The 25,718-nt window shown below is 69.8% G+C and carries 24 protein-coding genes and 1 pseudogene; 20 read left to right on the forward strand and 5 right to left on the reverse strand.

The features are described from left to right. The 9 genes from WBA97_RS22065 to WBA97_RS22105 form a co-directional block, all read left to right on the forward strand. The coding region (locus tag WBA97_RS22065; protein ID WP_424232785.1) for a cupredoxin domain-containing protein at nucleotides 1-285 on the forward strand (285 nt) is incomplete at its 5' end. Nucleotides 286-421: 136 nt separating this feature from the next. Further along, a complete protein-coding gene (locus tag WBA97_RS22070; RefSeq protein WP_424232786.1) occupies nucleotides 422-1,276 on the forward strand; it encodes a shikimate dehydrogenase in 855 nt (284 codons plus the stop codon). A 3-nt stretch (nucleotides 1,277-1,279) separates the two neighbouring features. Further along, complete coding sequence (locus WBA97_RS22075; protein ID WP_424232787.1) at nucleotides 1,280-4,000, forward strand: TIM barrel protein; 2,721 nt, start codon at nucleotides 1,280-1,282, stop codon at nucleotides 3,998-4,000. A gap of 151 nt (nucleotides 4,001-4,151) precedes the next feature. Next, nucleotides 4,152-4,904 (forward strand): S1 family peptidase, encoded by a 753-nt coding sequence (locus WBA97_RS22080; protein ID WP_424232788.1) that lies wholly within the window; start codon nucleotides 4,152-4,154, stop codon nucleotides 4,902-4,904. A 150-nt stretch (nucleotides 4,905-5,054) separates the two neighbouring features. Then, nucleotides 5,055-5,864 (forward strand): DUF1206 domain-containing protein, encoded by an 810-nt coding sequence (locus tag WBA97_RS22085; RefSeq protein ID WP_424232789.1) that lies wholly within the window; start codon nucleotides 5,055-5,057, stop codon nucleotides 5,862-5,864. 118 nt (nucleotides 5,865-5,982) lie between these two features. After that, nucleotides 5,983-7,095, forward strand: coding sequence for a WD40/YVTN/BNR-like repeat-containing protein (locus WBA97_RS22090; RefSeq protein WP_424232790.1), 1,113 nt, complete (start codon nucleotides 5,983-5,985; stop codon nucleotides 7,093-7,095). Further along, nucleotides 7,092-7,391, forward strand: a complete 300-nt coding sequence (locus tag WBA97_RS22095) for a hypothetical protein (RefSeq protein ID WP_424232791.1) — start codon at nucleotides 7,092-7,094, stop codon at nucleotides 7,389-7,391. Before WBA97_RS22090 ends, WBA97_RS22095 begins: the two co-directional genes overlap by 4 nt. 253 nt (nucleotides 7,392-7,644) lie before the next feature. Then, nucleotides 7,645-8,496: an ANTAR domain-containing protein gene (locus WBA97_RS22100; protein WP_424232792.1), complete on the forward strand. Its 852-nt coding sequence runs from the start codon at nucleotides 7,645-7,647 to the stop codon at nucleotides 8,494-8,496. Nucleotides 8,497-8,803: 307 nt separating this feature from the next. Next, nucleotides 8,804-9,172 carry a DUF6292 family protein gene (locus WBA97_RS22105; RefSeq protein WP_424232793.1) on the forward strand — a complete coding sequence of 123 codons (369 nt, stop codon included), beginning with the start codon at nucleotides 8,804-8,806 and terminating at the stop codon, nucleotides 9,170-9,172. Between the two features lie 9 nt (nucleotides 9,173-9,181). Here WBA97_RS22105 and WBA97_RS22110 read toward each other — a convergent pair whose 3' ends face one another. Then, the gene (locus WBA97_RS22110) at nucleotides 9,182-11,218 is read right to left on the reverse strand and encodes a CocE/NonD family hydrolase (protein ID WP_424232794.1); all 2,037 of its coding nucleotides are present in this window, start codon (nucleotides 11,216-11,218) and stop codon (nucleotides 9,182-9,184) included. A gap of 2 nt (nucleotides 11,219-11,220) precedes the next feature. Beyond that, on the reverse strand, nucleotides 11,221-12,504 hold the full coding sequence (locus tag WBA97_RS22115; protein ID WP_424232795.1) for an ATP-grasp domain-containing protein: 1,284 nt from the start codon (nucleotides 12,502-12,504) through the stop codon (nucleotides 11,221-11,223). 361 nt (nucleotides 12,505-12,865) lie between these two features. On the opposite strand from WBA97_RS22115, the gene WBA97_RS22120 reads away from it, so the two are divergent. The 9 genes from WBA97_RS22120 (at nucleotide 12,866) to WBA97_RS22160 (ending at nucleotide 21,944) form a co-directional block, all read left to right on the forward strand. Further along, nucleotides 12,866-13,882 (forward strand): LacI family DNA-binding transcriptional regulator, encoded by a 1,017-nt coding sequence (locus WBA97_RS22120; RefSeq protein ID WP_424232796.1) that lies wholly within the window; start codon nucleotides 12,866-12,868, stop codon nucleotides 13,880-13,882. Nucleotides 13,883-13,912: 30 nt separating this feature from the next. Next, nucleotides 13,913-15,202 (forward strand): extracellular solute-binding protein, encoded by a 1,290-nt coding sequence (locus tag WBA97_RS22125; RefSeq protein WP_424232797.1) that lies wholly within the window; start codon nucleotides 13,913-13,915, stop codon nucleotides 15,200-15,202. A 10-nt stretch (nucleotides 15,203-15,212) separates the two neighbouring features. After that, the gene (locus tag WBA97_RS22130) at nucleotides 15,213-16,115 is read left to right on the forward strand and encodes a carbohydrate ABC transporter permease (protein WP_424232798.1); all 903 of its coding nucleotides are present in this window, start codon (nucleotides 15,213-15,215) and stop codon (nucleotides 16,113-16,115) included. A 1-nt stretch (nucleotide 16,116) separates the two neighbouring features. After that, nucleotides 16,117-16,950 carry a carbohydrate ABC transporter permease gene (locus tag WBA97_RS22135; RefSeq protein ID WP_424232816.1) on the forward strand — a complete coding sequence of 278 codons (834 nt, stop codon included), beginning with the start codon at nucleotides 16,117-16,119 and terminating at the stop codon, nucleotides 16,948-16,950. Between the two features lie 6 nt (nucleotides 16,951-16,956). Then, nucleotides 16,957-18,015 (forward strand): hypothetical protein, encoded by a 1,059-nt coding sequence (locus tag WBA97_RS22140; protein WP_424232799.1) that lies wholly within the window; start codon nucleotides 16,957-16,959, stop codon nucleotides 18,013-18,015. A 423-nt stretch (nucleotides 18,016-18,438) separates the two neighbouring features. Further along, complete coding sequence (locus WBA97_RS22145) at nucleotides 18,439-19,461, forward strand: S1 family peptidase (protein WP_424232800.1); 1,023 nt, start codon at nucleotides 18,439-18,441, stop codon at nucleotides 19,459-19,461. A 115-nt stretch (nucleotides 19,462-19,576) separates the two neighbouring features. Further along, on the forward strand, nucleotides 19,577-20,416 hold the full coding sequence (locus tag WBA97_RS22150) for a peptidoglycan-binding protein (RefSeq protein ID WP_424232801.1): 840 nt from the start codon (nucleotides 19,577-19,579) through the stop codon (nucleotides 20,414-20,416). A 43-nt stretch (nucleotides 20,417-20,459) separates the two neighbouring features. Further along, nucleotides 20,460-21,329 (forward strand): peptidoglycan DD-metalloendopeptidase family protein, encoded by an 870-nt coding sequence (locus WBA97_RS22155; protein ID WP_424232802.1) that lies wholly within the window; start codon nucleotides 20,460-20,462, stop codon nucleotides 21,327-21,329. A gap of 318 nt (nucleotides 21,330-21,647) precedes the next feature. After that, nucleotides 21,648-21,944, forward strand: a complete 297-nt coding sequence (locus WBA97_RS22160) for a hypothetical protein (protein WP_424232803.1) — start codon at nucleotides 21,648-21,650, stop codon at nucleotides 21,942-21,944. A gap of 7 nt (nucleotides 21,945-21,951) precedes the next feature. Here the strand turns inward: WBA97_RS22160 and WBA97_RS22165 are convergent, their stop codons facing one another. The 3 genes and pseudogenes from WBA97_RS22165 to WBA97_RS22175 form a co-directional block, all read right to left on the reverse strand. Continuing rightward, the gene (locus WBA97_RS22165; protein WP_424232804.1) at nucleotides 21,952-22,680 is read right to left on the reverse strand and encodes an AfsR/SARP family transcriptional regulator; all 729 of its coding nucleotides are present in this window, start codon (nucleotides 22,678-22,680) and stop codon (nucleotides 21,952-21,954) included. Between the two features lie 92 nt (nucleotides 22,681-22,772). Then, nucleotides 22,773-24,299, reverse strand: a complete 1,527-nt coding sequence (locus WBA97_RS22170) for a glycoside hydrolase family 53 protein (RefSeq protein WP_424232805.1) — start codon at nucleotides 24,297-24,299, stop codon at nucleotides 22,773-22,775. Between the two features lie 97 nt (nucleotides 24,300-24,396). Continuing rightward, nucleotides 24,397-24,486: pseudogene (locus WBA97_RS22175) on the reverse strand (beta-galactosidase); the annotation flags it as partial. Nucleotides 24,487-24,806: 320 nt separating this feature from the next. On the opposite strand from WBA97_RS22175, the gene WBA97_RS22180 reads away from it, so the two are divergent. Together WBA97_RS22180 and WBA97_RS22185 are read left to right on the forward strand one after the other, a co-directional pair. Then, nucleotides 24,807-25,160, forward strand: a complete 354-nt coding sequence (locus WBA97_RS22180) for a hypothetical protein (protein ID WP_424232806.1) — start codon at nucleotides 24,807-24,809, stop codon at nucleotides 25,158-25,160. Between the two features lie 96 nt (nucleotides 25,161-25,256). Next, nucleotides 25,257-25,700 (forward strand): hypothetical protein, encoded by a 444-nt coding sequence (locus WBA97_RS22185; protein ID WP_424232807.1) that lies wholly within the window; start codon nucleotides 25,257-25,259, stop codon nucleotides 25,698-25,700. The last annotated feature ends 18 nt before the right edge of the window (nucleotides 25,701-25,718 follow it).

The following is a 25,718-nucleotide window of genomic DNA, read 5'->3' on the forward strand; positions in this document are numbered from 1 at the left end:
CGGGGGGGCGCGCGGCGCCCCCCCCCCCACCCCGCCCGCTCACCGGCAGAACGGCTCGGCACCCGCCGAGGACCGGATGCCGCCGACGAGCATCTTCTGGAAGTGCGCGGCACCCTCCGCCGTCGGCTGGGCGGCGAACGCGGCGCCACCCAGTTCTTCGAAGGGCTGTTCGACGTGCGTCTCGCACCGGGCGAGTCGTACCAGCACACGTTCAGGAAGAAGGGCGAGTACTTCTTCAACGACCCGCACAGCCCCCGCTCCACCGGCAAGATCGAGGTCTACTGACTCAACCGGCCCGCCGCCCTCACCGGCGGCGGGCCACCGGTCACTTCCCTCCGCGACCAGCACGGCGTATAAGTAACTATCTAGTTCGTTCGCGTTGGTCCCGGATGGAAGTGACCGGTCTCGTCGAGGAGAGCCCATGGCATCAGCGCGCAACGGAAACGGGTTCCTGGTCGGCCTGATCGGCTCGGGTGTCGGCACGTCGCTCACGCCACCCATGCACGAACGCGAGGCGGACGCACTGGGCATCCGCTACCTCTACCGCGTGCTCGACCTCGACGACCTCGGTGTCCCGGCACCCGCCGTCGGCAAGCTGGTGGCGGCCGCCCGGCTCGCGGGCTACGACGGCCTCAACGTCACCCACCCCGTCAAGCAACTCGTGCTCGACCACCTCGACGAGCTGTCCCCCGGCGCGGCGGCGGTCGGCGCCGTGAACACGATCTCGTTCCGCGATGGCGTGGCCGTCGGCCACAACACCGACGTGACCGGGTTCTCCCGCGCACTGACCACCGGCCTGCCGGGAGCGGCGCTGGACACGGTGGTGCTCCTCGGCGCGGGTGGCGCGGGCGCCGCGCTCGGGCACGCGCTGCTGTCCCTCGGGGTGCGCGAGCTGCGGGTGGCCGACCTCGACCCGGCGCGCGCGCAGGGGCTGGCGGCCCGCCTCGGCGACCGGGCCACCGCGAGTCCGCACGGCGATCCCGGCCTGCTCGACGGTGCGGACGGACTCGTCCACGCCACCCCCACCGGCATGGTGGGGCACCCCGGGCTCCCGTTGCCCGCCGAGCTGCTGTCGCAGGACCTGTGGGTCGTCGACATCGTGTACCGGCCACTGGAGACCGAGCTGCTCGCCGCCGCCCGCGACCGAGGCTGCCGGGTGCTCGACGGTGGCCGTATGGCCGTGTTCCAGGCCGTCGACACGTTCCGGATCATCACCGGCCGCGAACCGGACGCGGACCGGATGCACCACCACTTCGACTCGATCGCAAGGGGGTAACAGATGCTCACCGCACAACGGGAAGCGCCGAGCGTGGATGCCGGCCGCACCGCGGCGGCGGACCTCACCATCGCGACGGTCTGCCTGTCCGGCACCCTCGAGGACAAGCTCGCGGCGGCCTCCGCCGCGGGCTTCGACGGCGTCGCGCTCGTACAGGACGACCTCGTCGCGTCGCCGCTGTCACCGGAGCAGGTACGCCAGCGGTGCACCGACCTCGGGCTCAGAATCGACCACTACCAACCGTTCCACGACTTCGAGGCGGTCCCGCCGGACGTCCTCCGCGCGGGCCTGCGGCGCGCGGAGCGCAAGTTCGAGCTGATGACCAGGCTCGGCGTCACCACGTTGGTGGTCTGCTCGACGCTGTCGGCCGACGCCGTCGACGACGACGAGCTCGCGGCCGAGCAGCTGGCCATCCTCGCCGGACGCGCGGCGGACCACGGGCTGCGGATCGCGTACGAGCCGCTGGCGTGGGGCCGGTTCGTCAACACGGTCGAGCGCGCGTGGCGGGTGGTGCGCTGGGCTGGCCACCCCGCGCTCGGGCTGTGCCTGGACAGCTTCCACGTGCTCGCGAAGACCCGCGACCTCACCGGCCTCCGGATCATCCCCGGTGACAAGGTGTTCGCACTGCAGCTGGCCGACGCGCCACCCCGGCACATGGACCTCGCGCAGTGGAGCACGCACCACCGGCTCCTGCCCGGCCAGGGCACGTTCGACCTCACCGGTTTCGCCGCCACCGTGCTCGCCACCGGCTACCCGGGCCCGCTGACGCTCGACGTGTCCAACGACGTGCTCCGGCAGGTCGACCCCCGGCGCACGGCGATCGACGCGATGCGCTCGCTCATCAGCGTGCGGGACGGGCTCGTGCCGCGAGCCACCGCACCCGCGCTCACCGGTCACGCGTTCACGGAGCTGGCGGTCGACGAGACGTCCGGGCCCGTGCTGGCCCGCACGCTCGCCGCGCTCGGCTTCACCAACACCGGCAGGCACCGGTCCAAGCCCGTGCAACTGTGGCAGCAGGGCACCGCACGGGTGCTGCTGAACTCGACCCCGCGTGCCACCTCGACGCCCGGCACCTCGGAGATCACCGCGCTCGCGTTCGAGAGCCCCGATCCCTCGGCTTCGGCGCGGCGGGCGGAACGGCACCTCGCGCCGGTGCTCCCCCGGTCCCGGCAGCCACAGGAGGCCGACCTCCCTTCGGTGTCCACACCGGACGGCAGGACGGTCTTCTTCTGCCACACCGGCGACGAGCGGGACGACTGGCTCGCGGACTTCACCCCGACGGGCGCGGCCGCTGGCGACCTGCTGACCGCCGTCGACCACATCTCGCTGACCGAGCCGTTCGACGACTTCGACCAGTCCACGCTGTTCTACCGCACCGTGCTCGGCCTCGGCGCCCAGACGGCGACGGAGTTCGCGGCGCCGTTCGGGCTGATCAGGAGCAGGGCGGCGACCGACCCACACCACCGCGTGCGGATCACGCTCAACGCCGCGCTGTACCGGCGGGGCCAGTGGGCGCCGGCCGTGCCGGAGCCGCAGCACATCGCGTTCCGTACCGACGACGCGATCGCGGCGGCGAAGGCGGTGCGGGCACTGGGCGCCCCGCTGCTGGCGATCCCGGAGAACTACTACGACGACCTGGACGCCCGGCTCGACCTGCCGCCGGAGGTGCTGGCCGACCTGCGGGCGAACTCGGTCCTGTACGACCGTGACGAGCACGGCGAGTACTTCCACTTCTGCACGGAGATGCTCGGGTCCCGCGTGTTCTTCGAGGTCGTGCAACGCGTCGGCGGCTACAACGGGTACGGGGACGCGGGCGCGACACCGGTACGCATGACCGCGCACCGGCAGCGCAGGATGGTCGCGACCACGGTGATCTCCCGGCCGCCGACGCCAAGGGAGGACCAGCCCGCCAACGCGTACTCCGTCGCGCACCTTTCCGCACTGACCCTGTCCCCACCGGAACTCGTGTCGGCCGCCGCCGACGCGGGCTACGACCACGTCGGCATCCGCCTCACCAGGGTGACCCCCGACGAGCCGCACTACCCGGTCGCCACCGATCCCGCACTGCTGCGGGAAACCAAGGCCCGCCTCGCCGACACCGGCGTCCGGGTCCTCGACATCGAGCTCGCCAGGATCGGCCCCCACGACGACCCAAGAACCTTCCAGCGCTACCTGGACACCGGCGCGGAACTGGGCGCCCGGCACGTGATCGCGCAACTGCCCGACGCCAACCGGGACCGCAAGACCGAGCACTTCGCAGTGCTGTGCGACATGGCCAAGCCGCTGGGCCTCACCATGGACCTGGAGTTTCCCTCCTGGACCGAGACGCCCAACCTCGCCGAGGCCACGGACGTGCTCCGCGCCGTGAACCGCACCAACGCGGGCATCCTCATCGACCTGCTCCACTTCGCCCGCTCGCACTCCAGCATCGAGGACCTGCGCGCACTCCCCCGCGAGTGGTTCCACTTCGCCCACGTCTGCGACGCCCCGGCCCGGATCCCCAGCACCGTGGAGGGACTGATCCACACCGCCCGCTACGAACGCCTCTTCCCCGGTGAGGGCGGCATCGACGTCCACGGCATCCTCGCCGCCCTCCCGCCCGGAATCCCCTACGCGCTCGAGGTTCCCCGCGCCAGCATGACCGCACAGGTCGGCGAACAGGAATGCCTGCGCCGCGCACTGGCCGCCACCCGCGCACACCTCGCCAACGCTCCGGTGCACTGACACCGGCGAATCTCTGCGTACTGATCGTCCCAGTGATGGCCGGACCTACTGTGGATGTGGGCGTCCGATTGGGGGTGTCACGGGCGATCGAGGCGTCTTTACCTTTGGTATACCGGGTCGAGGGCCCCGGTCCATCAAAGGAGATTGCACTATGCGGACACGATCCCTGCTCGTGCGCCTGACGGTGGTGGCCGCCACCGCGGTCGCCGGGTTCAGCCTGCCGACCACGGCAGGCGCTGCGACGGCCGACGATGTCACCCCGTTCATCGTCGGTGGCGGCAACGCGACCGAGACCTACTCGTTCATGGCTTCCCTGCAGAGCAGTTCCGGCAGCCACTCCTGCGGCGGCTCGCTGATCAAGGCCAACTGGGTGGTCACCGCGAAGCACTGCGGCACCCCGTACCAGGTCCGCGTCGGCACCACCAACCGGACAAGTGGCGGCACCGTCGCCCGGGTGTCCAGGCGGGTCGCGCACCCGACCGCCGACCTGGCGCTGCTGCAGCTGTCGACCTCGGTCAGCCAGGCGCCGGTCGCCATCGCGACGTCGTCCGGGGCGGTCGGCACCACGACCCGGATCATGGGGTGGGGCCAGACCTGCGCGACGCCGGGCTGCGGTTCCGCACCGATCACCCTGCAGGAGCTGAACACCTCGATCGTCAGTGACGGCGAATGCGCTGGCATCCAGGCAGCCAGCGAGATCTGCACCGACAACCCCGGCAACACCCGTGGCGCCTGCTACGGCGACTCCGGCGGCCCCGAGGCCAAACGGGTCGGCGGCGTCTGGCAGCTGATCGGCGCCACCAGCCGCTCCGGCGGCGGCTCCACGTGCGCCCGCGAACCGTCGATCTACGTTGACGTGTCGTACTTCCGGAGCTGGATCTCCCAGAACACCGGCGGGCTGTAGTCATACCGGCCGCGGCGCGCCCACCGTGGGCGCGCCGCGGTCCTTCCCGGTCGTCATCAGGATCCGGCGCGCCCGGCGCACAGACCCAGCACACCGCGTTCGTTCCGTCCCGGCGCGTGCCCCGGGGTACCGTTTGTCCATGGTGTCGCAATGAGCAGATCCGGTGTGGTGCAGCGCGAAGTCACGAAGAGCGCGCCCTTCCAGTTGGTGGTACGGCTCGGCTTGGTGGCCTACGGGGTCGTCCACCTGCTCGTCGCATGGCTGGTGTTGCAGGTCGCGGTCGGTGACCTCGACGGCGGCGGGGTGGGCAAGGCGGACAAGACCGGTGCGCTCCAGTCGATCGCGTCGAACACCGGCGGCACCATCCTGCTGTGGCTGATCGCGGTGGGGCTGGGGGTGAGCGCGCTCTGGCAGCTGCTCGAGGCGTTCACCGGTGACCGGACGAGCCTGCGCCTGATGCACGTCGGCGAGGCGGTCCTGTTCGGGTACCTGGCGTTCATCGCGGGCAAGCTCGCGGTGGGCTCCCCGGCGTCGTCCACCGACAAGGCGCAGCTCGGCCTCATCGGCAAGCTGCTCGCCCAGTCCTGGGGCAAGCCGGTGGTCATCGCGATCGGTGTCGCGATCGTGGCCGCCGGGCTGTTCGTCATCCACCACGGCGTCACCAAGCGCTTCGCGCAGGAACACAACCTCGCCCCGGCGAGCAGGCCGACGCGGACCGCCGTGGTGAAACTGGGCCAGGTCGGCTACGCCGCGCTCGGCGCCGTGTACGGCATCGCCGGTGCGCTGGTGGTGGTCGCCGCGGTGCAGAGCCAGCCCGCGAAGGCGACCGGCCTCGACGTCGCGCTGAAGACACTCGCCGCCCAGCCCTTCGGCACGTTCCTCCTGGTGGTGATCGCCATCGGGCTGGCGGCCTTCGCCGTGTTCACGTTCTTCGACGCCCGCTACCGGCGGGTCGGCTGATCCTCCACTGAGGACTCACTTGACGCGGGGTAGTCGCGCGCGCACCTGGCGTGCTTCTGTCGGTGACCGGTGCCACACTGGCCGGTGTGTCGGGGAGGCATGACTCAGGGAGGTTGAGATGACCAGCGTTCGCGTGCTCGTCGGTACTCGCAAGGGTGCCTTCGTACTGACCTCGGACGGCACCCGCACGGACTGGACGGTGAGCGGGCCGCACTTCGGTGGCTGGGAGGTCTACCACGTCGCGGGCTCGCCCGTGGAGTCCGACCGGTTGTGGGCGTCGCAGACGTCGGCGTGGTTCGGACAGGTCATTCAGCGCTCGGACGACGGCGGGCAGTCGTGGCGGCCGGTGGGCAAGGAGTTCCGCTACGACGGCGACCCGGGCACCCACCAGTACTACGACGGCACCCAGGTGCCGTGGGAGTTCAAGCGCGTGTGGCACCTGGAGCCGTCGCTGTCGGACCCCGACCTGGTGTACGCGGGCATCGAGGACGCCGGGCTCTTCCACACGACCGACGGCGGGCACAGCTGGCACGAGCTGCCCGGCCTGCGCGCGCACGGCACCGGCCCGTCGTGGGGCCCGGGTGCAGGCGGATTGTGCCTGCACACGATCCTGCAACACCCCACGGACCAGCAGCGGCTGTTCATCGCGATCTCGGCGGCGGGCGCGTTCCGCACCGACGACGGCGCCAAGACGTGGACCGCGATCAACCGCGGCCTGGTCTCCGACGGCATCCCCGACCCGGATGCCGAGGTCGGCCACTGTGTGCACCGGATCACCATGCACCCCTCGCGGCCGGACACGCTGTTCATGCAGAAACACTGGGACGTCATGCGGTCCGACGACGCCGGGGAGAACTGGCGGGAGATCAGCGGTGACCTCCCGAGCGACTTCGGGTTCCCGATCGCGGTGCACGCCGACGAGCCGGACACCGTCTACGTTGTGCCGATCACCAGCGACTCCGAGCACTATCCGCCGGAGGGCCGGTTGCGCGTGTACCGCTCGCGGACGGGCGGCGACGAGTGGGAGCCGCTGACGACGGGCCTTCCGCAGGAACACTGCTACGTCAACGTCCTGCGCGACGCCATGGCCGTCGACTCCCTGGACACCTGCGGCATCTACTTCGGCACCTCCGGCGGCCAGGTCTACTGCTCGCCCGACGCCGGTGACACGTGGTCGCCGATCGTGAGCCACCTGCCGCCGGTGCTGTCCGTGGAGGTGCAGACGTTGTGAGTGTCCGTGTCAAGCTGCCCACCCATCTGCGCAGGCTGGCGGGCGTCGACGGCGAGGTGTGCATCGACGTCGCAGAGGAGGTCACCACGGAGGCGGTACTCGCCGCGCTGGAGGCGCGCTATCCCGTGCTGCGGGGCACCATCCGCGACGTGGCGACCGGCCGCAGGCGCGCTTTCGTCCGCTACTTCGCGTGTGAGGAGGACCTCTCCCACGATCCGCCGGGTAAACCGCTGCCCACCCGCGTGGCGGACGGCTCGGAACCGTTCCTGGTGGTGGGTTCGATGGCAGGAGGCTGACCGGTCGTCACCGCCCGCATCCGCGCGGCACGCGGGCCCGCCCCGCCGCCGATCGTGATCCGGCCCGCCGTGACCATCGCGGTACAGCCCTGGCTAAAGTGACCGTCGGCAGTGAAACGTCCCGCCACAGCAACGGCGGAGCAGCGCGATCAGCTATTTCCGCGCGCACGGTGTTCAGCAGCGAAGCGTCGGCGCCCCACCCACATCCTTCAACGAACTTCGACGCGTGGAAGGGGACATCGAGGTGCCGCAGATGCCGCCCAGCCAAGAGGACTGGACCCGCGACAGAGACCGCTTTCAGGCCGATGCCCGAAGTGCGGTCGCCGTCGGCCGCGAACCGTCGCGGGACCACGGGGCACCGCTGGGACCACTGGCCCAGCAGTTCGCCACCCTGACCTACTCGCTGTTGGACGCGACCACCACCGGGGAGGTGCTGCAGCAGATCGTCGACGCGGCACTCCAGGTGGTGCCCGGCGCCGACCTGGTCAGCATCACACTGCGCTCCTCGGACGGTGTCTTCCACACCCCCATCCAGACCGACCGCGTCGCCGCCGAACTGGACCAGCTGCAGTACGAGCTGAAGGAGGGACCGTGCCTGGACGCCGCCGATCCCGCCGGGCCCGCCGTCGCGGCCAGTGACAACCTCGGCGCGGACCGGTCCTGGCCGAGGTTCGGGCCCGCCGCCGCCGCACGCGGCATGGGCGCGGTCCTGTCCACGGCGTTGCTGCCCGACGCGCGGGCGCCGCGGTTGTCCGGGGCGCTCAACATCTACTCCTGCCAACCGGGTGGTCTGCGGGACGCCGACCAGGCCCTGGCGCTCCTGCTGGCGACACACGCCTCCCTCGCGCTGGCCCACACCAAGGAGGTGACGCAGGAGCGGCTGCACAACGCGCAACTGCGGCGGGCGATCGACTCCCGCGACGTCATCGGGCAGGCCAAGGGCATTCTCATGAGCCGCCGAGGCTCGACCGCGGACGAGGCGTTCGACCTGCTCAGACGCACGTCGCAAAACCTCAACGTCAAACTCGTCCAGCTCGCCGAGATCCTCGTGAACAACCACGCGGAACTCGATCTCCCAGAGCCCGGCAACTCAGGAGCCCGGTGACCGGACCGGAACGACAGCGGCGGCGCGGCATGGCGGCGGCCCCGCCGGCTGTTGGTCTCAACCGGCGGGGCCTGACTGGCTCGAACATTCCCGCGGGAACCACTTCGTCCAGCTAGCGTGGCCATTACCCCGATCGAGCCCGTCGACACCTGCTGTCCAGTAATCGGGCACATCCGTGACTCTTGATCGAGAAAGCCACCTCCGTCCCACGTCAACACGGTTGCCGACGCACCCGTTTGGGTATGAACCGATTGCGTCAAGCAGTCGGCGCGGTTCCACCCAAACGGGTCAGAGGGACGGCGGCGACATGGAACTTGACTTCGACGACAGCGCGGTACGTGATCTGGAGCGCTACGTTCGGCTGGTCACCGAGGCACTGGAGCTACGCGGGGAAAGCTCGTATGTCCACGCAGGGGACCCCGCCAACGCCTACATCGCCCTGGATGGCCGGCTTCACCACTTCCCCGACAGCGACGTGGCACTCCTGTGGGACGAGCAGCACGGGTGGTCGGCTGCGATCGAGACCCCCGGCTCCTCGGACCTGCTGATCGTCACCCACCTCGGCGGTGACGTCCAGCCGTCGCCTCGGACGGTGGCGACGTGGGCAGGACGGCTCTTCAGCGACGGCGGTGCCACCCTCGGTGCCCAGTGCCCCACCGCGGAGGCGAGGACCTGACCGTGCCGGTCACACCAGGTGTCTCGGCACGGTGACATCCCAGTTTCGTGAGCGGACCCGGATCGCGCCCTCGAAGGCGTCGAGCCGGGCGTGCACGTGGAACTCGGTCGGTGTACAGGTCATCACCTGGCGGGTCTCGACGCGGGTGTGCCAGTCACCCCGGGAGAAGGTCATGGCCCATTCGGTCTGGCCGCGTACGGAGGCGAAGTCGTCGGCGGTCCAGCTGTACCGCTCGTGGACCCGTTTGCCGATCTCGACGCCGGTGTCCTCGTACCGCACGGTGCCGGTGTCCTTGACCACGTCGAGCGCGGAATCGTAGTTGATCATGTCGCGCGAGACGTCCCAGCGGTACTCGCCAGGGCTGCGCACGGTGGTGGCCAGCGGTGCGGCACCCTCCGGCTCGTCGAAGGGGCGCAACGTGACCTCGTCGGGCACGGCGGTGGGCCGGACCGGCAGCACGAGGGAGCTGCCCTCGGTGTGCACCGAGATGCGGACCGGTTCCGGCGGCGGCCATGCCAGCGGCCAGTACGAAGTGGACAGTGAGAGCCGGATGCGGTGACCGGCCGGGAACGCCTGTGCCACACCGTTGAGCGGGATCTCCACCTGGTAGCGGCGGCCCGGCACGAGCGGCTCCGGCTCTTCGTGGGAGTCGCGGTGGGCGAGGTTGAGCAGTCCGTAGGTGACCCGCGTGACCCTGCCGTCCTCCGCGACGTCGGACAGCCGTGCCGCCACCATCGCGCTGGGCCGGTTCGCCGACACGTCGAGCCGCACCACGGGCGCGCCGAGGATCTCGCACGGCTCGGTGAGCACATCGGTCTCGAACACGAGCGAACCGCCGTCCTCCTCGCGCTGGTCGTAGGGCAGGTCCGGCGGCGCGTTGTAGGAGCACCACTTCCCGGCGAACTGCCCGACCGACAGCGGCGACTCGACGGACAGCACCTCGTCGCCCGACTGCGCGTCACGCGGCGCGATCCGGTGCGGGGCAAGGGGATGCACGTCGGATCGGATGTTCGGCGACGGCCACGCCTGCTCGCCGACCCAGCGCCCCGGCCGTTCCTCGTACGCCGTGGACGGCGGCACGCTGTCCTGCATCCACACACGCAGCACCGGCTCGTCCGCCACTTCGTCCACCGCGTCGTCCCGCGTGTCACGCAGCCAGTGGTCGAACCAGCGGACCACCTCCTGCAGGTAGCCGATCGCCGGGCCCGGCACCCCCAGGTGCGGGTACTTGTGCGACCACGGGCCGATCAACCCCTTGCGTGGCACGTCGAGACCTGCCATCAGCCGCAGCACCGCGTTGGAGTAGCCGTCGGCCCACCCGCACGACGCGAACACCGGCACCTGGATCGCCGAGTAGTCCTCGCACACCGAGGCGTGCCGCCAGTAGTCGTCCCGGCTCTGGTGGTTCAGCCACTCCACCACCCACGGGCGGGCCGCGTCCAGCCGCTCCAGCCACATCCGCCGCCAGCGGTCCCCGGTCAGCGCGGGATCGGGCGGGCAGGCGCTGTAGGCGAACATCGTGCCGGACTCGGCGAGGTTGTCCGACAGCAGGCAGCCACGCATGTAGTGCATGTCGTCGGCGAAGCGGTCGTCGGTGAACGACGCGATGCAGATGGCGCCGAGGCTCGGCGGCCGTCGAGCGGCCACCTGCAGTGCCGCGAAGCCACCCCACGAGATGCCCATCATCCCGGTGCGCCCGTCACACCACGGCTGGTCGGCGAGCCATGCCAGCACGTCCTCGGCGTCGCGCTGCTCCTGCTCGAGGTACTCGTCGACGAGCACGCCGTCGGACTCCCCGCTCCCCCGGATGTCCACCCGCACGCACGCGAAGCCGTGACCGGCGAGGTAGGGGTGCGCGATCGAGTCGCGTACCGAGGTGAGATCCCGCTTGCGGTACGGGATGTACTCGAGGATCGCGGGCACGGGTGTGTCGTCGGAACTCAGCGGCCGCCAGATCCGCGCGGACAGCCGGGAACCGTCGGCCACCGGGATCCAGACGTGCTCTTCTTCCTTGATGTCGTAGGGCAGCGAGGTGACGACCCGCATACTCAGCTCTTCCCTTCCTCGTCCGCGAACTCGAACCGCAACGCCTCGACACACCGGTCGTACTTGGCCGACAACCCGGCCTCGTCGTCCGCGCCGATCACGATCTCGGCGAGGCCGTAGCTGTAGCTGTCGGCGTGGAGCCCTTCGGACAGGCGGCCGCCGTCAGGTGCCTTGCGGTAGATCCGTACCCCGTCGATGGCACTTTCCAACATCGCGATCTCGTCCTCGGAGGGCCCGCGCAGGAGCACGCCGTCGGTGAAGCGGCGCAGATACCACCGCGCGGAGATCGCGTACTTGCCCGTGCCGCGCGGGCCGGGGTCCTCGCCGAGCGCGACCTTGACCATGTAGTTGTGGTTCGGGTGACCGTCGACGTCCTCGAACAGTTCGGCGTGTGCCTGCGAGTGCCGCGGGTTGATCTCCAGCAGGTTCACCTCGCCGGTCGCCGGGTCGCAGAAGTACTCGATGCTGAACGTGGTGTTGTCGAGACCGATCCGCTCGATGACCCGTCGCGACACCTCCGCCAGGCGTTCCCGCATCCCGTCCGGCAGCTGCGACGGGTACTGGTGGCGCAGGAAGCTCGCCACCCCCGGGTACACCAGCGAGTCCAGCACGCCGTACACCACGACCTCACCGTCGCGGACATAACCCTCCACCGCCGCCCGGTCCCCGGACAACGCCCGCTCGGCAAGCGCGGCCTGGCCACCCGCCTCCGCGACCTCGGGCGGCAGGTCCACTTTGTCCAGCAGGTACTCGAACGGCTCCCCCACCCGGCCGATGCCGCCACGCAGTTCCTCGACCGCGGCATCGAACTCCCGGTCGTCGGTGACCTCGAAGGCAAGCTTGGAGGAGAACGACTTCACCGGCTTGAGCCAGCACGGATAGCCCACCTCGGCCGGCAGTCGTGGCGCGTCGAGGTCGACCACCGCGAACGGCGGGTACTCGTCGATGACCTCGCTCTGAACCAGCCGGCTCCAGTACTTGTGCTCGCACTTGAGTACCGACTCGAGACTCGCGCCACGCAGGCCGAACCGGTCGCACAGCACGGGCACGAGCGTGCTCACGGGGAAGTCCCAGAAGCCGACGATGGCGTGTACCTCGCCGTCGAACGCCGCGATCCGCGACTCCGCGGTCTCGAGCAGCTCGGCGATCGGGATGTCCTCGCCCGACTGCATGTCGGTGATGGACATCAACGCGTGGAACTCGTAACGGTCCGCGTCCGGCACCCGCTTCAGCAGGTCCAGGTTCGTCTCGTCGAGCCCGAGTACCACGACGTTCAACAGCGTCATCAAGTCGCTCCCTGTGTGTTCGTCCGTGCAGGTCCTTTGCGGTCTCCTGTTCGCGTTACCCGGTTTCCGGCGGATTAAGGCCACCGTGTTGACCCATCTGGTTCGTGACCGGCATCACAATTGTCCTTTTAGGACTCTCGCCTACCTGGCCGGGGGCGGGCGCACGCGGCCCAGGACCACAGCCGTGCACGGGGCGAGGATGCCGTTCGCGACCGGGCCGGAGGCGAGCAGCACCCGGCCATGGCAGGCACCGGCCGGTCGGAGAAGCTGGCCATCACCGTCAGCTGGTAGACCACGCTTGACACGCGGCTGGTAAACCGGTTTATCCTGCGCGCTGTAAACCGGTTTAGGGAGATCATCGATGACAGCCCGCCGCCCCACCATCTCCGACGTGGCCCGCCACGCCGGGGTGTCGAAGGGTGCGGTGTCCTTCGCGCTCAACGGCCGGGCCGGGGTGAGCGAGGAGACCAGGCAGCGCATCCTGGCCTCCGCCGCCGAGCTGGGCTGGTCCCCCAACCACCGGGCAAGGGCGCTGTCGACCTCGCGGGCGTTCTCGCTGGGCCTGGTGATCGCCCGCGACCCCGACCTGCTGGGCGCGGACCCGTTCTTCCCCGCGTTCATCGCCGGGGTCGAGAAGGTGCTCGCCGAGCGCGACCAGACGCTGGTGCTCCAGGTCGTGACCAGCCCGGCCGCCGAGGAGGCCGGCTACCGGCGACTCGCCCGCGACGGCCGCGTGGACGGCGTGTTCGTCGTCGACCTGCGCCGGGCCGACCCGAGGATCGCGCTGCTGGAGGAGATCGGGCTGCCCGCGGTCACGCTGAACCGGCCGGACGTGCCGTCACCGTTCCCCGCCGTGATCCTCGACGACCGGCCCGGCATCGCGGCCGCGGTCGCCCATCTCACAGGACTCGGCCACACCGCGATCGCGCACGTCGCGGGTCCCGACGTCTTCCTGCACGCAATCGCCCGCCGTGACGCGTTCCTGCAGGCCATGACCGACGCGGGCCTGCAGGAAGGCCAGGTCGTGGCAGGCGACTTCACCGCGGCAGGCGGGCGCGAGGCGACCCAGCGCCTGCTCACCGGCTCGTACCGGCCGACCGCCATCGTCTACGCCAACGACGTGATGGCGCTGTCGGCCATCGCCGTGGCGGCGGAGCTGGGCATCCGCATCCCCGAGGACCTGTCGATCACCGGCTTCGACGACACCACCATCGCGGCCTACGTGCACCCGGCGCTGACCACCGTGCGTGCCGACGCGCGGAGCTGGGGCGAGGCCGCGGCGACCGCACTGCTGCACCTGGCCGACGGTCACGACGTCGTCGACACCACACTGCCACCCGCCGAGCTGGTCCTGCGGAGATCCACCTCGGCATGCTGAACCCCATCCCCCAACCATTTCGGAGACGCAATGAAGCGCATCCTGGTCGGCTTACTGTCGGCCGTCACCCTCGTCATGACCGCGGCGTGCAATGTGGACAGTGGCGGCGGGGAGGCCGCCGGTTCCGCCGACAAACGCGGCCCGGTCACCATCTGGTACTCCAACAACGCCGAGGAAGTGGCGTGGGGCAAGGCCATGGTGGCCAAGTGGAACGCCGCACACCCGGACGAGTTGGTCACCGCGCAGGAGATCCCGGCCGGCAAGACCACCGAGGAGACGATCGGCGCCGCGATCGCCGCGGGCAGCGCGCCGTGCCTGGTGTTCAACACCGCACCCGCCGCCGTGCCGCAGTTCCAGAAGCAGGGTGGCCTGGTGCCGCTGGACGACTTCCCCGACGCCCGCCAGTACATCGAGGACCGCACCGGCGACATCGCGGCCCAGTACCAGTCCCCCGACGGCAAGTACTACCAGCTGCCGTGGAAGTCCAACCCGGTGGTGATCTTCTACAACAAGACCGCGTTCACCAAGGCGGGCATCGACGCCGAGAACCCGCCACTGTCCACTTACGACGAGTTCCTGGACACCGCGCGCAAGGTGGTCAAGGGCGGCGGCGCCAAGTACGCGATCCTGCCGGCACCCACGAGCGAGTTCTTCCAGAGCTGGTTCGACTTCTACCCGCTCTACGCCGCGGAGACCGGCGGCACGCAGCTCGTCGAGGACGGCAAGGCCACCTTCGCCGATGACGCGGGTGAGCGGGTCGCCACGTTCTGGAAGACCCTCTACGACGAGGGCCTCGCGGGCCGGGAGAAGTACAACGGCGACGCGTTCGCCGACGGGAAGGCCGCGATGGCGATCGTCGGACCGTGGGCGATCCCGGTGTACGGCGACAAGGTCGAATGGGGCTCGGTGCCGGTGCCGACCTCACAGGGCACGGAGGCGAGCGAGATCCACACCTTCTCCGACGCCAAGAACGTCGCGATGTACTCCGCGTGCGAGAACCGCGGCACCGCGTGGGAGCTGATGAAGTTCGCGACCAGCCAGGAGCAGGACGGCGCGCTGCTCGAGGCCACCGGCCAGATGCCGCTGCGCACCGGCCTGACCGATGCCTATCCCGGCTACTTCAAGGAGAACCCGGCGTACAGCATGTTCGCCGACATGACCGCACGCACCGTCGAGGTGCCGAACGTGCCGAACTCCATCGCCATCTGGCAGGCGCTGCGGGACGCGTACACCAACGCGGTGGTCTTCGGCAAGGCCGACCCGGCCACCGCACTGTCCGACGCGGCGGCCAAGATCGACCAACTCGCCGGTCAGTCCTGATCGGACAATTATGAAACAGACTCGGCAGCCTCGGCGGAGGGCGCCGCTGCTCGGTCGCCAGCCGATCGGCATCGCCTTCGTCACGCCGTACGCGGTGTTCCTGGCGGCGATCTTCGCCTACCCGCTCGGCATCGCGGTCTACATGTCCTTCTTCGACTGGTTCTTCGCCGCGCCCGGCGCGGTGGTGGACCGGCCGTTCGTCGGGTTCGCCAACTACGCCGCGGTGTTCACCGACCCCGCGATCCTGCGGTCGTTCCTGAACATCGCGGTGTTCCTGGTGATCAACGTGCCGCTCACGGTGGTGCTGTCGCTCGGGCTCGCGTCGGCGCTCAACGCCGCGATTCCCTTCCGGACGTTCTTCCGGGTCAGCTTCTACGTCCCGTACGTGACCGCGAGCGTCGCGGTCGTCGGCGTGTGGCTGTTCCTGTTCAACTCCGACGGCATGGTGAACTCCGTGCTGGGCCCGCTCGCGCCGGACCCGTCGTGGCTCGTGAACTCGACGCTCGCGATGCCCGTGGTGGCGGTGTTCGTGACGTGGAAGCAGCTCGGCTTCTTCATCCTGCTCTACCTCGCCGCGCTGCAGAACGTGCCGAAGGAGCTGTACGAGTCGGCCGCGGTGGACGGCGCGTCGCGGTTGCGCTCGTTCTGGACGGTGACCGTGCCCGGTGTCCGCCCGGCCACCACCCTCGTGGTGCTGCTGGCCACGATCACCGGCGCGAACCTGTTCACCGAGCCGTACCTGCTCACCGGTGGCGGCGGCCCGAACGGGGCGTCCGCCTCGCCGGTGCTGGTGATGTACCAGCGCGGCATCGAGCAGGGGCAGGCCGGGCTCGCCGCCGCGATCGGCATGGTGCTGGTCATCGGCACGCTGGTCATCTCGTTGATCAACCGCAGGCTGCTGGAGCGTGACTGACATGCCCCGCAAGGTCCACCCGTTGCGGCTGCTCGCGCTCGCGGCAGGCGCGCTGATGTTCCTGTTCCCCTTCTACTACATGCTGATCGGCAGCCTGCAGTCCGAACCGGACACCACCCCGGCCGGTGCGCTGCCGAACCCCGGCAACCTGACAGGACAGAACTACGCCGACATCAACGAACGGCTCGACCTCGGCACGACGCTGCTCAACTCCGGGATCTTCACCGGCGGGGTGCTGCTGTGCACGGTCGTGTTCGGGGTGCTGGCCGGGTACGCGCTGGCACGCCTGCACTTCCGAGGCCGGACGCTGCTGTTCAACATCATGCTGCTGGTGCAGGTGATCCCGTTCCAGCTGCTGACGATCCCGCTGTACGTGCTCATCGTGCGCACCTACGGGCTCGCCGACACCCACCTCGGCATGATCCTGCCGTTCGCGATCAACTCGGCGGCGGTGTTCGTGTTCCGGCAGTACTTCCTGCAACTGCCCCGGGAACTGTTCGAGGCGGCGCAGATCGACGGCGCGAGCGAGCTGACCATCCTGTGGCGGGTCGCGCTGCCGCTCGTCAAACCCGCGCTGCTGACCGCGGTCCTGCTGACGTTCATCGGGCCGTGGAACGAGTTCCTCTGGCCGTTCCTGATCACCAAGCAGGCGGACATGCAGCCGCTCGCGGTGGCACTCGCGAACTACATGAGCAACGTCGCGGCACGCGCGTCGAACCCGTACGGCGCGCTGCTCGCCGGGGCGTGCGTGCTGGCCGCGCCGGTGATCGTGCTGTTCGTCGTGTTCCAGCGCCGGTTCACCGCCAGCAACCTCGGATCCAGTGTGAAGGGCTGATTCTCCTTGACTCCTCCGTACACCCTCACCCGCGTCGGCGTGCTGATGACACCGGAGCCGGGCAACGACTTCGAGGCGGAAGGCGTGCTGAACCCGGCAAGCGGGTTCGGCCAGGACGGCAAGCTCTACCTGCTGCCCCGCCTCGTCGCGCGCGGCAACGTGTCGCGGGTCGGGCTCGCCGAGGTCTCGCTCGTCGACGGCGTGCCGACCGGGGTGTCCCGGCGCGGCGTCGTGCTCGCCCCGGACGAGGGCTGGGAACGCGGCACGAACAACGCCGGGGTGGAGGACCCGCGTGTCACCTGGGTTCCCCGGCTCGGCATGCACGTGATGACCTACGTCGCGTACGGCCCACTCGGGCCCAAGCTCGCGCTGGCGGTGTCGAAGGACCTCGCCGAGTGGCGGCGGCTCGGGCCGATCCACTTCCGGTACCAGCCGGGCCTGGACACCGACCTCAACCTGTTTCCCAACAAGGACGCGGTGTTCTTCCCGGAGCCGGTGCCGGGGCCGGACGGGGAGCCCGCGTACGCGATGTTGCACCGGCCGATGTGGGACCTCGGCTGGTTCCGCGAGGGTGAGGGTGTGCACCTGCCCGCCGGGGTGACCGACGAGCGGCCAGGCATCTGGGTGTCCTACGCACCGGCGCGCGAGGTCGAGCGCGACCTGGACACACTGGTGCTGCAGGGAGATCACCGGCTCGTCGCGTTGTCGGAGCACCCCTTCGAGGAGCTCAAGATCGGCGCCGGTCCCGCGCCCATCCGCGTCGACGAGGGCTGGCTGCTGCTGCACCACGGGGTGGTCGGCGCGATCGACGACCCGTGGGAGCCCCAGCAGCAGCGGGTGGCCTACGCGGCGGGCGCGATGATCCTCGACCCGGCCGACGTCAGCCGCGTGCTGGACCGCTCGACCGAGCCGATGCTCACCGCCGAGACCGAGGACGAGCGGTCCGGCACGGTCCCCAACGTCGTGTTCCCCACGGCCATCGAGGAGATCGATGGCGTCCGCTACGTGTTCTACGGCATGGCCGACAGCAAGATCGGCGTCGCCCGGCTCGACCGGGTTTCCTGAGGAGGCTCCCCGCATGCGATGACGTGCCACCGCCGTCACCATCGCACTCGCACTGTCCACTGTTGCCGCGCACCGGCGGCGGCCACCACCGCGCCGCTGACCAACCTGGCGCACCTGGACTTCCTCGGCGACACCGTCTCACCACCCGTGCAGCCCGGTCACACCACCTACCGGATCGGCGGCGGCGACTACGACCCGGCGACGGACACGTACTCGCAGGGCGCCGTCGGTGTCACAGACGGTTCCGACCGTCCTGAAGTCCATTGTGGACAGTTAAATCCACGTGGGAACGTGCGCAATACTTTCGTCGGGTCTATGGGCACAAATCTTGTCTCGACGAGATATCGGGCGATATAACGGAATTGACCGGTCAACCGTCTCGTCCATCCAGCGCACACCGCGCACCCTGCGAAGGAGACGTACGTGACCACACGGAGAACAGCACTGCTCGCGAGCGCCGGATCAGTGGCTCTCGCCGTCGCGATCCCGTTCAGCGGTTCGGCGAGCGCGGACCCGTCTGCGGCCGCGGCCGACGAGATCACCATGTCCAGGACCGCGCAGTCCCTGTCGACGACCCTCGGCGAGGACTTCGGCGGCTCGTGGCTGGCGGACGGCAGGCTCGTCGTCGGCGTCACCGACGCGGCCAGGACCGGCGAGGTGACCGGCGCGGGAGCCGTGGCGAAGGTGGTGGCGCACAGCAGCACCGAACTGGACTCGATGGTGGCCGACATGAACGCCGCCGAGGCGAAGGCGCCGGACTCGGTCACCGTGTGGGGCGTCGACGTGCGGAACAACGCGGTCAACATGACCGTGCTGCCCGGCGCGGTGGCGGAGGGCAGGGCGTTCGCCGCCACCGTCGGCGTGACCGACGTCCGCATCACCGAGTCCGCCGAGGTGCCGAGACTGTTCGCCGACATCCAGGGCGGCGAGGCGTACAACATCGGCTCGTCCCGCTGCTCGGTGGGCTTCTCGGTGAGCGGCGGCTTCGTGACCGCCGGGCACTGTGAGGCACTCACCGGCGGTGGCGCCCTTGCCAAGGACGGCGTCGCACTCGGTTCGTGGGGCGGCTCGCAGTTCCCCGGCGCCGACTACGCCTGGGTGCAGACCAGCGGCGACTGGAACCCGGTGGGCCAGGTCAGCGGCGTCGGCGCGGTGGCAGGCTCGCAGGAGGCGGCGACCGGCGCTGGCGTCAGCAAGTCCGGCTCCACCACCGGCGTCACCCAGGGCACGATCGGCGCGAAGAACCAGACCGTGAACTACCCGCAGGGCTCCGTGTCCGGCCTCACCGCGACGGACGCGCTGTGCCAGCCGGGTGACTCGGGCGGCGCGTTCATCTCCGACGGCCAGGCGCAGGGCGTCGTCTCCGGCGGCAACTCGGCCACCTGCTACTTCCAGCCGGTGAACCCGATCCTGTCCGCCTACGGCCTCAGCCTGGTGACCGGCTGACCGACCAACGAAACGGCCGGCGCGCGGCAACGACCGCGCGCCGGCCGTTTCGCGCGTGGAAGACACGCGACCGAAATGTATGAGATTTGTACGAGCCTGGCCGACTGTGATGCTCATGTCAGGTCGATTGGATCGTCGTGGGTTTCTCGCCGTGGTTCCCGGGGCCGCGGTCGCGGCCGTGCTGGCACCGCACGCCGCCGCCGCGAGTGCCGCCGCGGCGGCGGACATGGAAATGGTGGTGCTGGCCGCCCAGTGCGACCCGGTGAAGGACGGCACGGGCCTCACGCCGGGCGCCGGGCCGAGCGTGCGGCTGGTCGAGCAGGCCCTCGTGGACGAGGGGCTGCTGGCTGCGCAGTACGTGGACGGGCACTTCGGCACCGCGACGCGCACCGCGTACGGCCGCTGGCAGGAGTCGCTGGGGTTCAGCGGGCCGGACGCCAACGGGTTGCCGGGCAAGGGCTCGCTCACCGCGCTCGCGGAGGGGCGGTTCTCGGTGACCCGCCTCATCACGCCGGGCAGCCGCACGACCTTCCAGGGCTTTCCGTTCAACACCAGGACGGTCGCCATGCTCACCGAGGCGCAGCGGCTCGCCAAGGTCTCGCTCGTGGTCGAGCAGGGTTCGTACTCGCCGGGGGACGACCCCACCTCCGCGGGCACGCACGACGGCGGGGGCGCGGTCGACCTGGACGCGGAGGCGCTGACCGCCGCGCAGCGGACCGCCGTGCTGACCGCGCTGCGCCGGGTGGGGTTCGCGGCCTGGCTGCGTAACCCGAGCCAGGACGACTGGCCATGGCACATCCACGGCATCGCGGTGAACGACACCGCCCTGTCCACCCCCGCGCAGAAGCAGGTCGGCATGTACTACCTCGGCCGCAACGGCCTGGCGAACAACGGCCAGGACGACGGGCCGCAGGTGACCAAGACGACCTGGGAGCAGTACCGCCGGACCGCCTAGTCGTTCTTCCCTACCGAAAACCCTGCACCAGTGAGGAACCGGAATGCTCAGATTATCGAGATGGACGCGGGCCGCGATCGGTGTCGCCGCGGCCACCATCGCCGCCGCGGGCGTCACGACGCTGGCGGCCGCACCGGCGACCGCCGCGGCACGTGACGGCGTCTGCGACAGCGGCGAGTTCTGCTACTACTACAACAGCGACAACGCGGGTTCGATCTCCGACTTCACGGGTTCGATCTCGGACTACGGCACCACCCAGCCCTCCTGCTACGACTTCAAGGGCGCGGGTGCCGGCAAGGGCCTGTGCATCAAGAACAACGCCGCGTCGGTGTGGAACCGCAGCGGCGCGACGGTGCGGGTCCACTACAACTCCGGCTACGGCGGGGCGTACCAGGACTTCTCGTCGGGTGCGAAGGGCAACCTCAACTCGACGCTGAAGAACAACAACGCATCGCACCAGTTCAACCCGGGCACTACCGGCCGGTTCTGGCTGCCGTTCCCGTGCGGCGAGACGTGGCAGGCCAGCACCCGCACCAACCACAGCCCGGCCAACGCGGTCGACTTCAACCACTACCCCGATGACAACGGCTGGAAGGTGCACGCCTCGGCGCCCGGCACCGTGTCCAAGGTCGCGAACCTGGGCGACACCTCCTACGGCCGCTACATCGTGATCGACCACAGCGGCGGGTGGCAGACCCTCTACGCGCACCTGAGCTCGCAGGACGTCTCGGTCGGCCAGAGCGTCTCCGAGAAGACCATGATCGGCCGGGTCGGGAACACCGGTGGCTCCACCGGCCCGCACCTGCACTACGAGCAGAAGCTGAACGGCTCGGTGCAACGGGTCACCTTCCGTGACGGCAGCCCGGTCTACTGGGGCGACCGCAACCTGGCTCGCAGCACCAACTGCCCCTGACGAACACCATACGCAACAATGATCGCCCCGGCCGATATCGGCCGGGGCGATCATTGTTGTCGATTCAATAACGGCCATCACCGAAATACGAGGAACCTTCGCGCTTATATGTCACTCGAATGGGTTAATTAGTGGCATCCGGGACGGCCTCGGGCAACATGGCGTAACACCAATCGAGAACGACACGACGAAGTTGAATGACTGAATGTAGTCAAACCTATCCAGCGTTTTACCTGATCATCGGCGAAGGTTTCGCGCGGGGCAGCATCGGGCCACTACTCTGCGTGCGGGCACACTGTGCAATGGGAACGGACCACCGTGAAGGACAAGAAGCACCTGAACGGACCTGACGCCGCCACGAACCGGAGCGCGCGAAGGCAGGTCATCCGGCGCATCGGTCTCCTGTCGGCACTCCTGGTCATCACCGGCGCTCTCGCGTCGTGGTCGGTCGTCTCCGCCATCGTCGTGTCCGCCGTTCTCGTGCTCGGTGCGGTGATCAGGTCGCTCCGCCGGGCGTCGCGTCACATCGACCGGATCCTGGACGAGGAGCGGAAGACGTCAGCGGCCGAGGAGCGCGCCGAGGCGCCCGGCCGTTCCAGGCAGAAGAGCGCGTAGGCGGCACCTACTCGCCACGCAGGATCCGCTGTTCCAGGTCACGCAGCTCGGGCCCCGGCTCGATGCCGAGACCGGAGACGAGCCGTTCGCGGGCGAGGCGGTAGGTGTCGAGCGCGTCCACCCGGCGGCCGCCCGCGAGCAGCGCGACCATCCTGGCCAGATACAGGCGCTCGCGGTGGGGATGGTCGACGAGCATCGGGGTCAGCTCGGCGAGCACCTCGGCGTGCTGGCCGATGGCGAGCAGCGCGTCGAGCCGTGCCTCGGCCGCGCTGAGCCCCTCCTCGTGCAAACCGTGCCGGACGGTGCCGGCCAGCTCGTCCGGCACGTCGGCGAGTGCCGGACCACGCCACAGCGCGAGCGCCACCCCGAACAGGTCGGCCGCGGCCGCGTCGTCGCCCGCTGCCCGCGCGTGCCTGCCGTCCACGACCAGCGCACGGAACCGCATGAGGTCGACGGTGTCGTCACCGGCGAGCCGCAGCTCGTACCCGGTGGTGCGGGTGACGATCAGATCGTCGCGGCCGACGGCGCGGCGCAGGCGGCTGACGACGTTGTGCAGCTGCTGTTTCGCCGACGGCGGCGGGTCGTCCCACAGCGCGTCGACGATCCGGGCGCCCGCGATCGGCTCGCCATCGGCAAGCAGGAGCAACGCGAGCAGGAACCGTTCCCGCGTGCCGCCGATCGCGACCGGCACGCCACGCACCCGCACCGCGACCGGCCCCAACACCCCGAAGTCCATCGCGGCGAGCCTACGGGCACGGCGTTCCGGCGAACAGTTCCACCACCGCGAACCAATTCCAACACTGGTACGAGACCCACCCTGCCGGGAGGTCAGCGGTTGAAGATCGTGATCGCAGGCAGGGCGCGGCCCGACCAGTCGAACAGCGCCTGGTTGTCCCAGCCGTCGCCAGAGGCCGGGTTGTACGGATCCCAGCCGTTGCCAGGGACCGCGTACCAGGTGGGCTCCCAGTACACGAAGCCCAGCGAGCGGGGCACCGCCTTGGTCACCGTGATCACGTCGTTGAGGTGGGCCAGCTGACCCTCCGAGGTGGCCGGGTAGCCCGGCAGCAGCAGCGACGGATCGCTGAACGCGTTGGGTTCGAAGTCGGCGTCGGCCATCGTGAACGGGTACGCCGTCTCGACGACCATCACGTCCTTGCCGTACCTGGCCGGCACGTCGAACAGGGTCTGCTGCAGGGCGCCGAGGGTGCCGTGCCAGTAGCCGTAGTACGACAGGCCGACCACGTCGAACGGGACGCCGTAGCTCACCGCGTTGTCGAACCACCAGCGGACCGTGCCCAGATCGGCGCCGTTGGCCAGGTGCAGCATGACCTTCGTGGACGAGGACGCGGCCTGCACCGCGGCTACCCCGCGCTTCAACAGGGTCGAGAGCTGCGGCCAGTTGTCGGACGAGCCGTCCGGCAGGAGCATGCCAGGGTTGATCTCGTTGCCCACCTGCGCGTAGTCGGCCGGGGTGCCCTGCGCCCGCAGCGCGTTGAGCACGTCGTAGGTGTGGTCGTACACGGCCTGGGCGAGCCTGCTGAAGCTGTACCCGGCCCAGGCGGCCGGTTTGCGCTGCTGTCCCGGATCGGCCCAGGCGTCGGAGTAGTGGAAGTCGACGAGCAGGGCCATGCCGCGGGCCTTGACCCGCTTGGCCATCGCGAGCACCTTCTCCTTGGTGTTGTAACCGTCGGCCGGGTTGACCCACACCTTCAGCCGCACCAGGTTCATCCCGTTGTCCCCCAGGATCTGCAGCGCGTCCTGGGCCTGGCCGGACGCGGTGCGGTAGACGCCGCCCTTGTCCTCGGCCTTGGTCAGCGTCGACACGTCACCGCCGAGGAACGGCACGGCGACCCGGCCCATGGCGAACTCGACGTCGTCCACGTTGAGCCAGTTGCCCGCGTTCGCGTCCGACACCACCGCGAGCGTGCAGCGGCCCGAGGTCACCTGGGTGGACACCGCGACCCGGAGCCAGAGGCCGTCGGCGGAGACCGGGAGCGCGACCCGCTTCTCGGCGCCGCCGCAGTCACGCAAGGTCAGGTAGGCCGCGTTCTGCCCGCCGGACGAGCGCACCCAGGCGCGTGCGGTGAACCAGCCGCCCGACAGGCCCGTCAGCGTCTGCCTGGTCTCGACCCGGTAGGCCGACGACGACCAGTGCGCGAGCCGGGTCGCGCCGGAGCGGCCGCCCGCCTCGGTGTACGACGCAGAGCCGGTGCTGGTCCAGCCGGAAAGGCCAGACTCGAAACCGGCGTTGGCGACCGACGCCGCGGCCGGTCCTGGTTTCGCCGCGTGTGCAGGCGCGGCGAGGGCCACCACGAGCGTGAGCGCGGCGGCAAGGGGTTTCCAGGGAGTGTGCATGCGTCCTCCTCGTCGAGAACTCGGACCCGCCAGCGCCAAGGCCGGTGACCTCGCGCCACAGCCTGCCGCGCGTGCCGGCGTGCGACACCATCGCCGAGTGGACCCCGGCCTGACGCATGAGCGCCACGTCCTCGGTCCAGACCTCCTCCGGCCACTGCTCCGGGTCGTAGTCACCGCCGTACACCATCCAGCGACGCCGAGCGGCCAGCCCGGGGCGGCCACCTCGGCCGGACGTGACATCGCGAAGGTCATCCGAAACTCCTGCGACTGTGAACGCGCACGGTGACCATCCAGCAGGATACAACCCCACTAGATTCCCATGTCAACCGCTTGACAGAACCACCTGGTGCGCGATTGTTGTGAACGTTCACAGCGCGGTTGCCGACGGCTCCCCGGTCGCCGCGATCCTGCCGACCGAACTGGTGGTCCGCGACTCGGCGTGACCGTGCCGTGAGCGCCCTCGGTGGTCGTTACGCTGTGTCGAGACAGGATGGCGGAGGAGCGGGCATGGCGTTCGAGCGGAAGTACAGCAACGAGGTACGCAACGCCGCTGTCCGCCGGGTGGTCGAGCGCCGACAGGCCGAACCGGGCAACCGGTCGATCCTGCGTGAGGTCGCCGAGGAGTTCGAAGTGGGCGAGCAGTCCCTGCGGATCTGGGTGAAACGCCTTGACGACGGGATGTTCAGCGCCGGCACGGTCGCCCGGCTGCGGCAGGCACCCCGGGAACGGCTGCTGATGCGCATCGCCGAACTGGAGGCGGACCTCGAGTCCGCGAACGAACAGCTCGAGACGATGCGGGAGGAGATCGACGTGCTGAAGAAGGCCTCGGCGATCTTCGCGGCGGAGCTGACGAAACGGTGACCTGGTCCACAGTGTCCAGATAGCGGTACGGCGCTCGGAAAGACCGCCCGGCAGCGCACACTGAACGCGCCCACCTCACGCCTTGCTGGAGCGCAGATGACCGGATACGACTACATCAGTGCCATCACCGGCTGCACCACGGACGTCCGAGGCCGGTTCGCCGTACGCGGCCCGGCGTTCGAGTTGCTGGCGGACGGGTCGGTCGCCTCCGGCGGACCCGGCAAGGCCCCCGGCCCGCTGGACCTGATGGTCTCGGCCCTCGTCGTCAACCTCCTCAACGTGCTACGCGCCGACGGCGACCCCGACGCGGACAACCCGAGCGCTCGCACCGTCCATGTCAGGGCCCGCACGTCCCGCTATCCGCCGAACCGGCTCAAGGTGGGCCGGGCACTGGTCGAGGTGATGATCGACGGCCTGTCCGAACCGGACGCCGACCTCCTGCTGGAGCAGTACCGCGCCGGGTGCCGCGTGCTGCCCGCGGTCTCGACCGTGCTGGACGTGGAGATCCGCGCGGTAGTCCAGGCCGAAATCGCCGCCTAGTCCTCTCCGGAATTCGAA

Origin of the sequence: Actinophytocola sp. (genome assembly GCF_049647105.1) — a bacterium.
GTDB lineage: Bacteria > Actinomycetota > Actinomycetes > Mycobacteriales > Pseudonocardiaceae > Actinophytocola.

What these genes read in the sequence shown, in the direction of transcription:
- WBA97_RS22070 (WP_424232786.1), top strand. Translation starts at nt 422, where the DNA reads ATGGCATCAGCGCGCAACGGAAACGGGTTCCTGGTCGGCCTGATCGGC.
- WBA97_RS22170 (WP_424232805.1), bottom strand. Translation starts at nt 24,299, where the DNA reads ATGCACACTCCCTGGAAACCCCTTGCCGCCGCGCTCACGCTCGTGGTG.
- WBA97_RS22155 (WP_424232802.1), top strand. Translation starts at nt 20,460, where the DNA reads ATGCTCAGATTATCGAGATGGACGCGGGCCGCGATCGGTGTCGCCGCG.
- WBA97_RS22105 (WP_424232793.1), top strand. Translation starts at nt 8,804, where the DNA reads ATGGAACTTGACTTCGACGACAGCGCGGTACGTGATCTGGAGCGCTAC.
- WBA97_RS22080 (WP_424232788.1), top strand. Translation starts at nt 4,152, where the DNA reads ATGCGGACACGATCCCTGCTCGTGCGCCTGACGGTGGTGGCCGCCACC.
- WBA97_RS22115 (WP_424232795.1), bottom strand. Translation starts at nt 12,504, where the DNA reads ATGACGCTGTTGAACGTCGTGGTACTCGGGCTCGACGAGACGAACCTG.
- WBA97_RS22090 (WP_424232790.1), top strand. Translation starts at nt 5,983, where the DNA reads ATGACCAGCGTTCGCGTGCTCGTCGGTACTCGCAAGGGTGCCTTCGTA.
- WBA97_RS22125 (WP_424232797.1), top strand. Translation starts at nt 13,913, where the DNA reads ATGAAGCGCATCCTGGTCGGCTTACTGTCGGCCGTCACCCTCGTCATG.
- WBA97_RS22130 (WP_424232798.1), top strand. Translation starts at nt 15,213, where the DNA reads ATGAAACAGACTCGGCAGCCTCGGCGGAGGGCGCCGCTGCTCGGTCGC.
- WBA97_RS22120 (WP_424232796.1), top strand. Translation starts at nt 12,866, where the DNA reads ATGACAGCCCGCCGCCCCACCATCTCCGACGTGGCCCGCCACGCCGGG.
- WBA97_RS22075 (WP_424232787.1), top strand. Translation starts at nt 1,280, where the DNA reads ATGCTCACCGCACAACGGGAAGCGCCGAGCGTGGATGCCGGCCGCACC.
- WBA97_RS22085 (WP_424232789.1), top strand. Translation starts at nt 5,055, where the DNA reads ATGAGCAGATCCGGTGTGGTGCAGCGCGAAGTCACGAAGAGCGCGCCC.
- WBA97_RS22100 (WP_424232792.1), top strand. Translation starts at nt 7,645, where the DNA reads ATGCCGCCCAGCCAAGAGGACTGGACCCGCGACAGAGACCGCTTTCAG.
- WBA97_RS22185 (WP_424232807.1), top strand. Translation starts at nt 25,257, where the DNA reads ATGACCGGATACGACTACATCAGTGCCATCACCGGCTGCACCACGGAC.
- WBA97_RS22165 (WP_424232804.1), bottom strand. Translation starts at nt 22,680, where the DNA reads ATGGACTTCGGGGTGTTGGGGCCGGTCGCGGTGCGGGTGCGTGGCGTG.
- WBA97_RS22110 (WP_424232794.1), bottom strand. Translation starts at nt 11,218, where the DNA reads ATGCGGGTCGTCACCTCGCTGCCCTACGACATCAAGGAAGAAGAGCAC.
- WBA97_RS22180 (WP_424232806.1), top strand. Translation starts at nt 24,807, where the DNA reads ATGGCGTTCGAGCGGAAGTACAGCAACGAGGTACGCAACGCCGCTGTC.
- WBA97_RS22150 (WP_424232801.1), top strand. Translation starts at nt 19,577, where the DNA reads ATGTCAGGTCGATTGGATCGTCGTGGGTTTCTCGCCGTGGTTCCCGGG.
- WBA97_RS22135 (WP_424232816.1), top strand. Translation starts at nt 16,117, where the DNA reads ATGCCCCGCAAGGTCCACCCGTTGCGGCTGCTCGCGCTCGCGGCAGGC.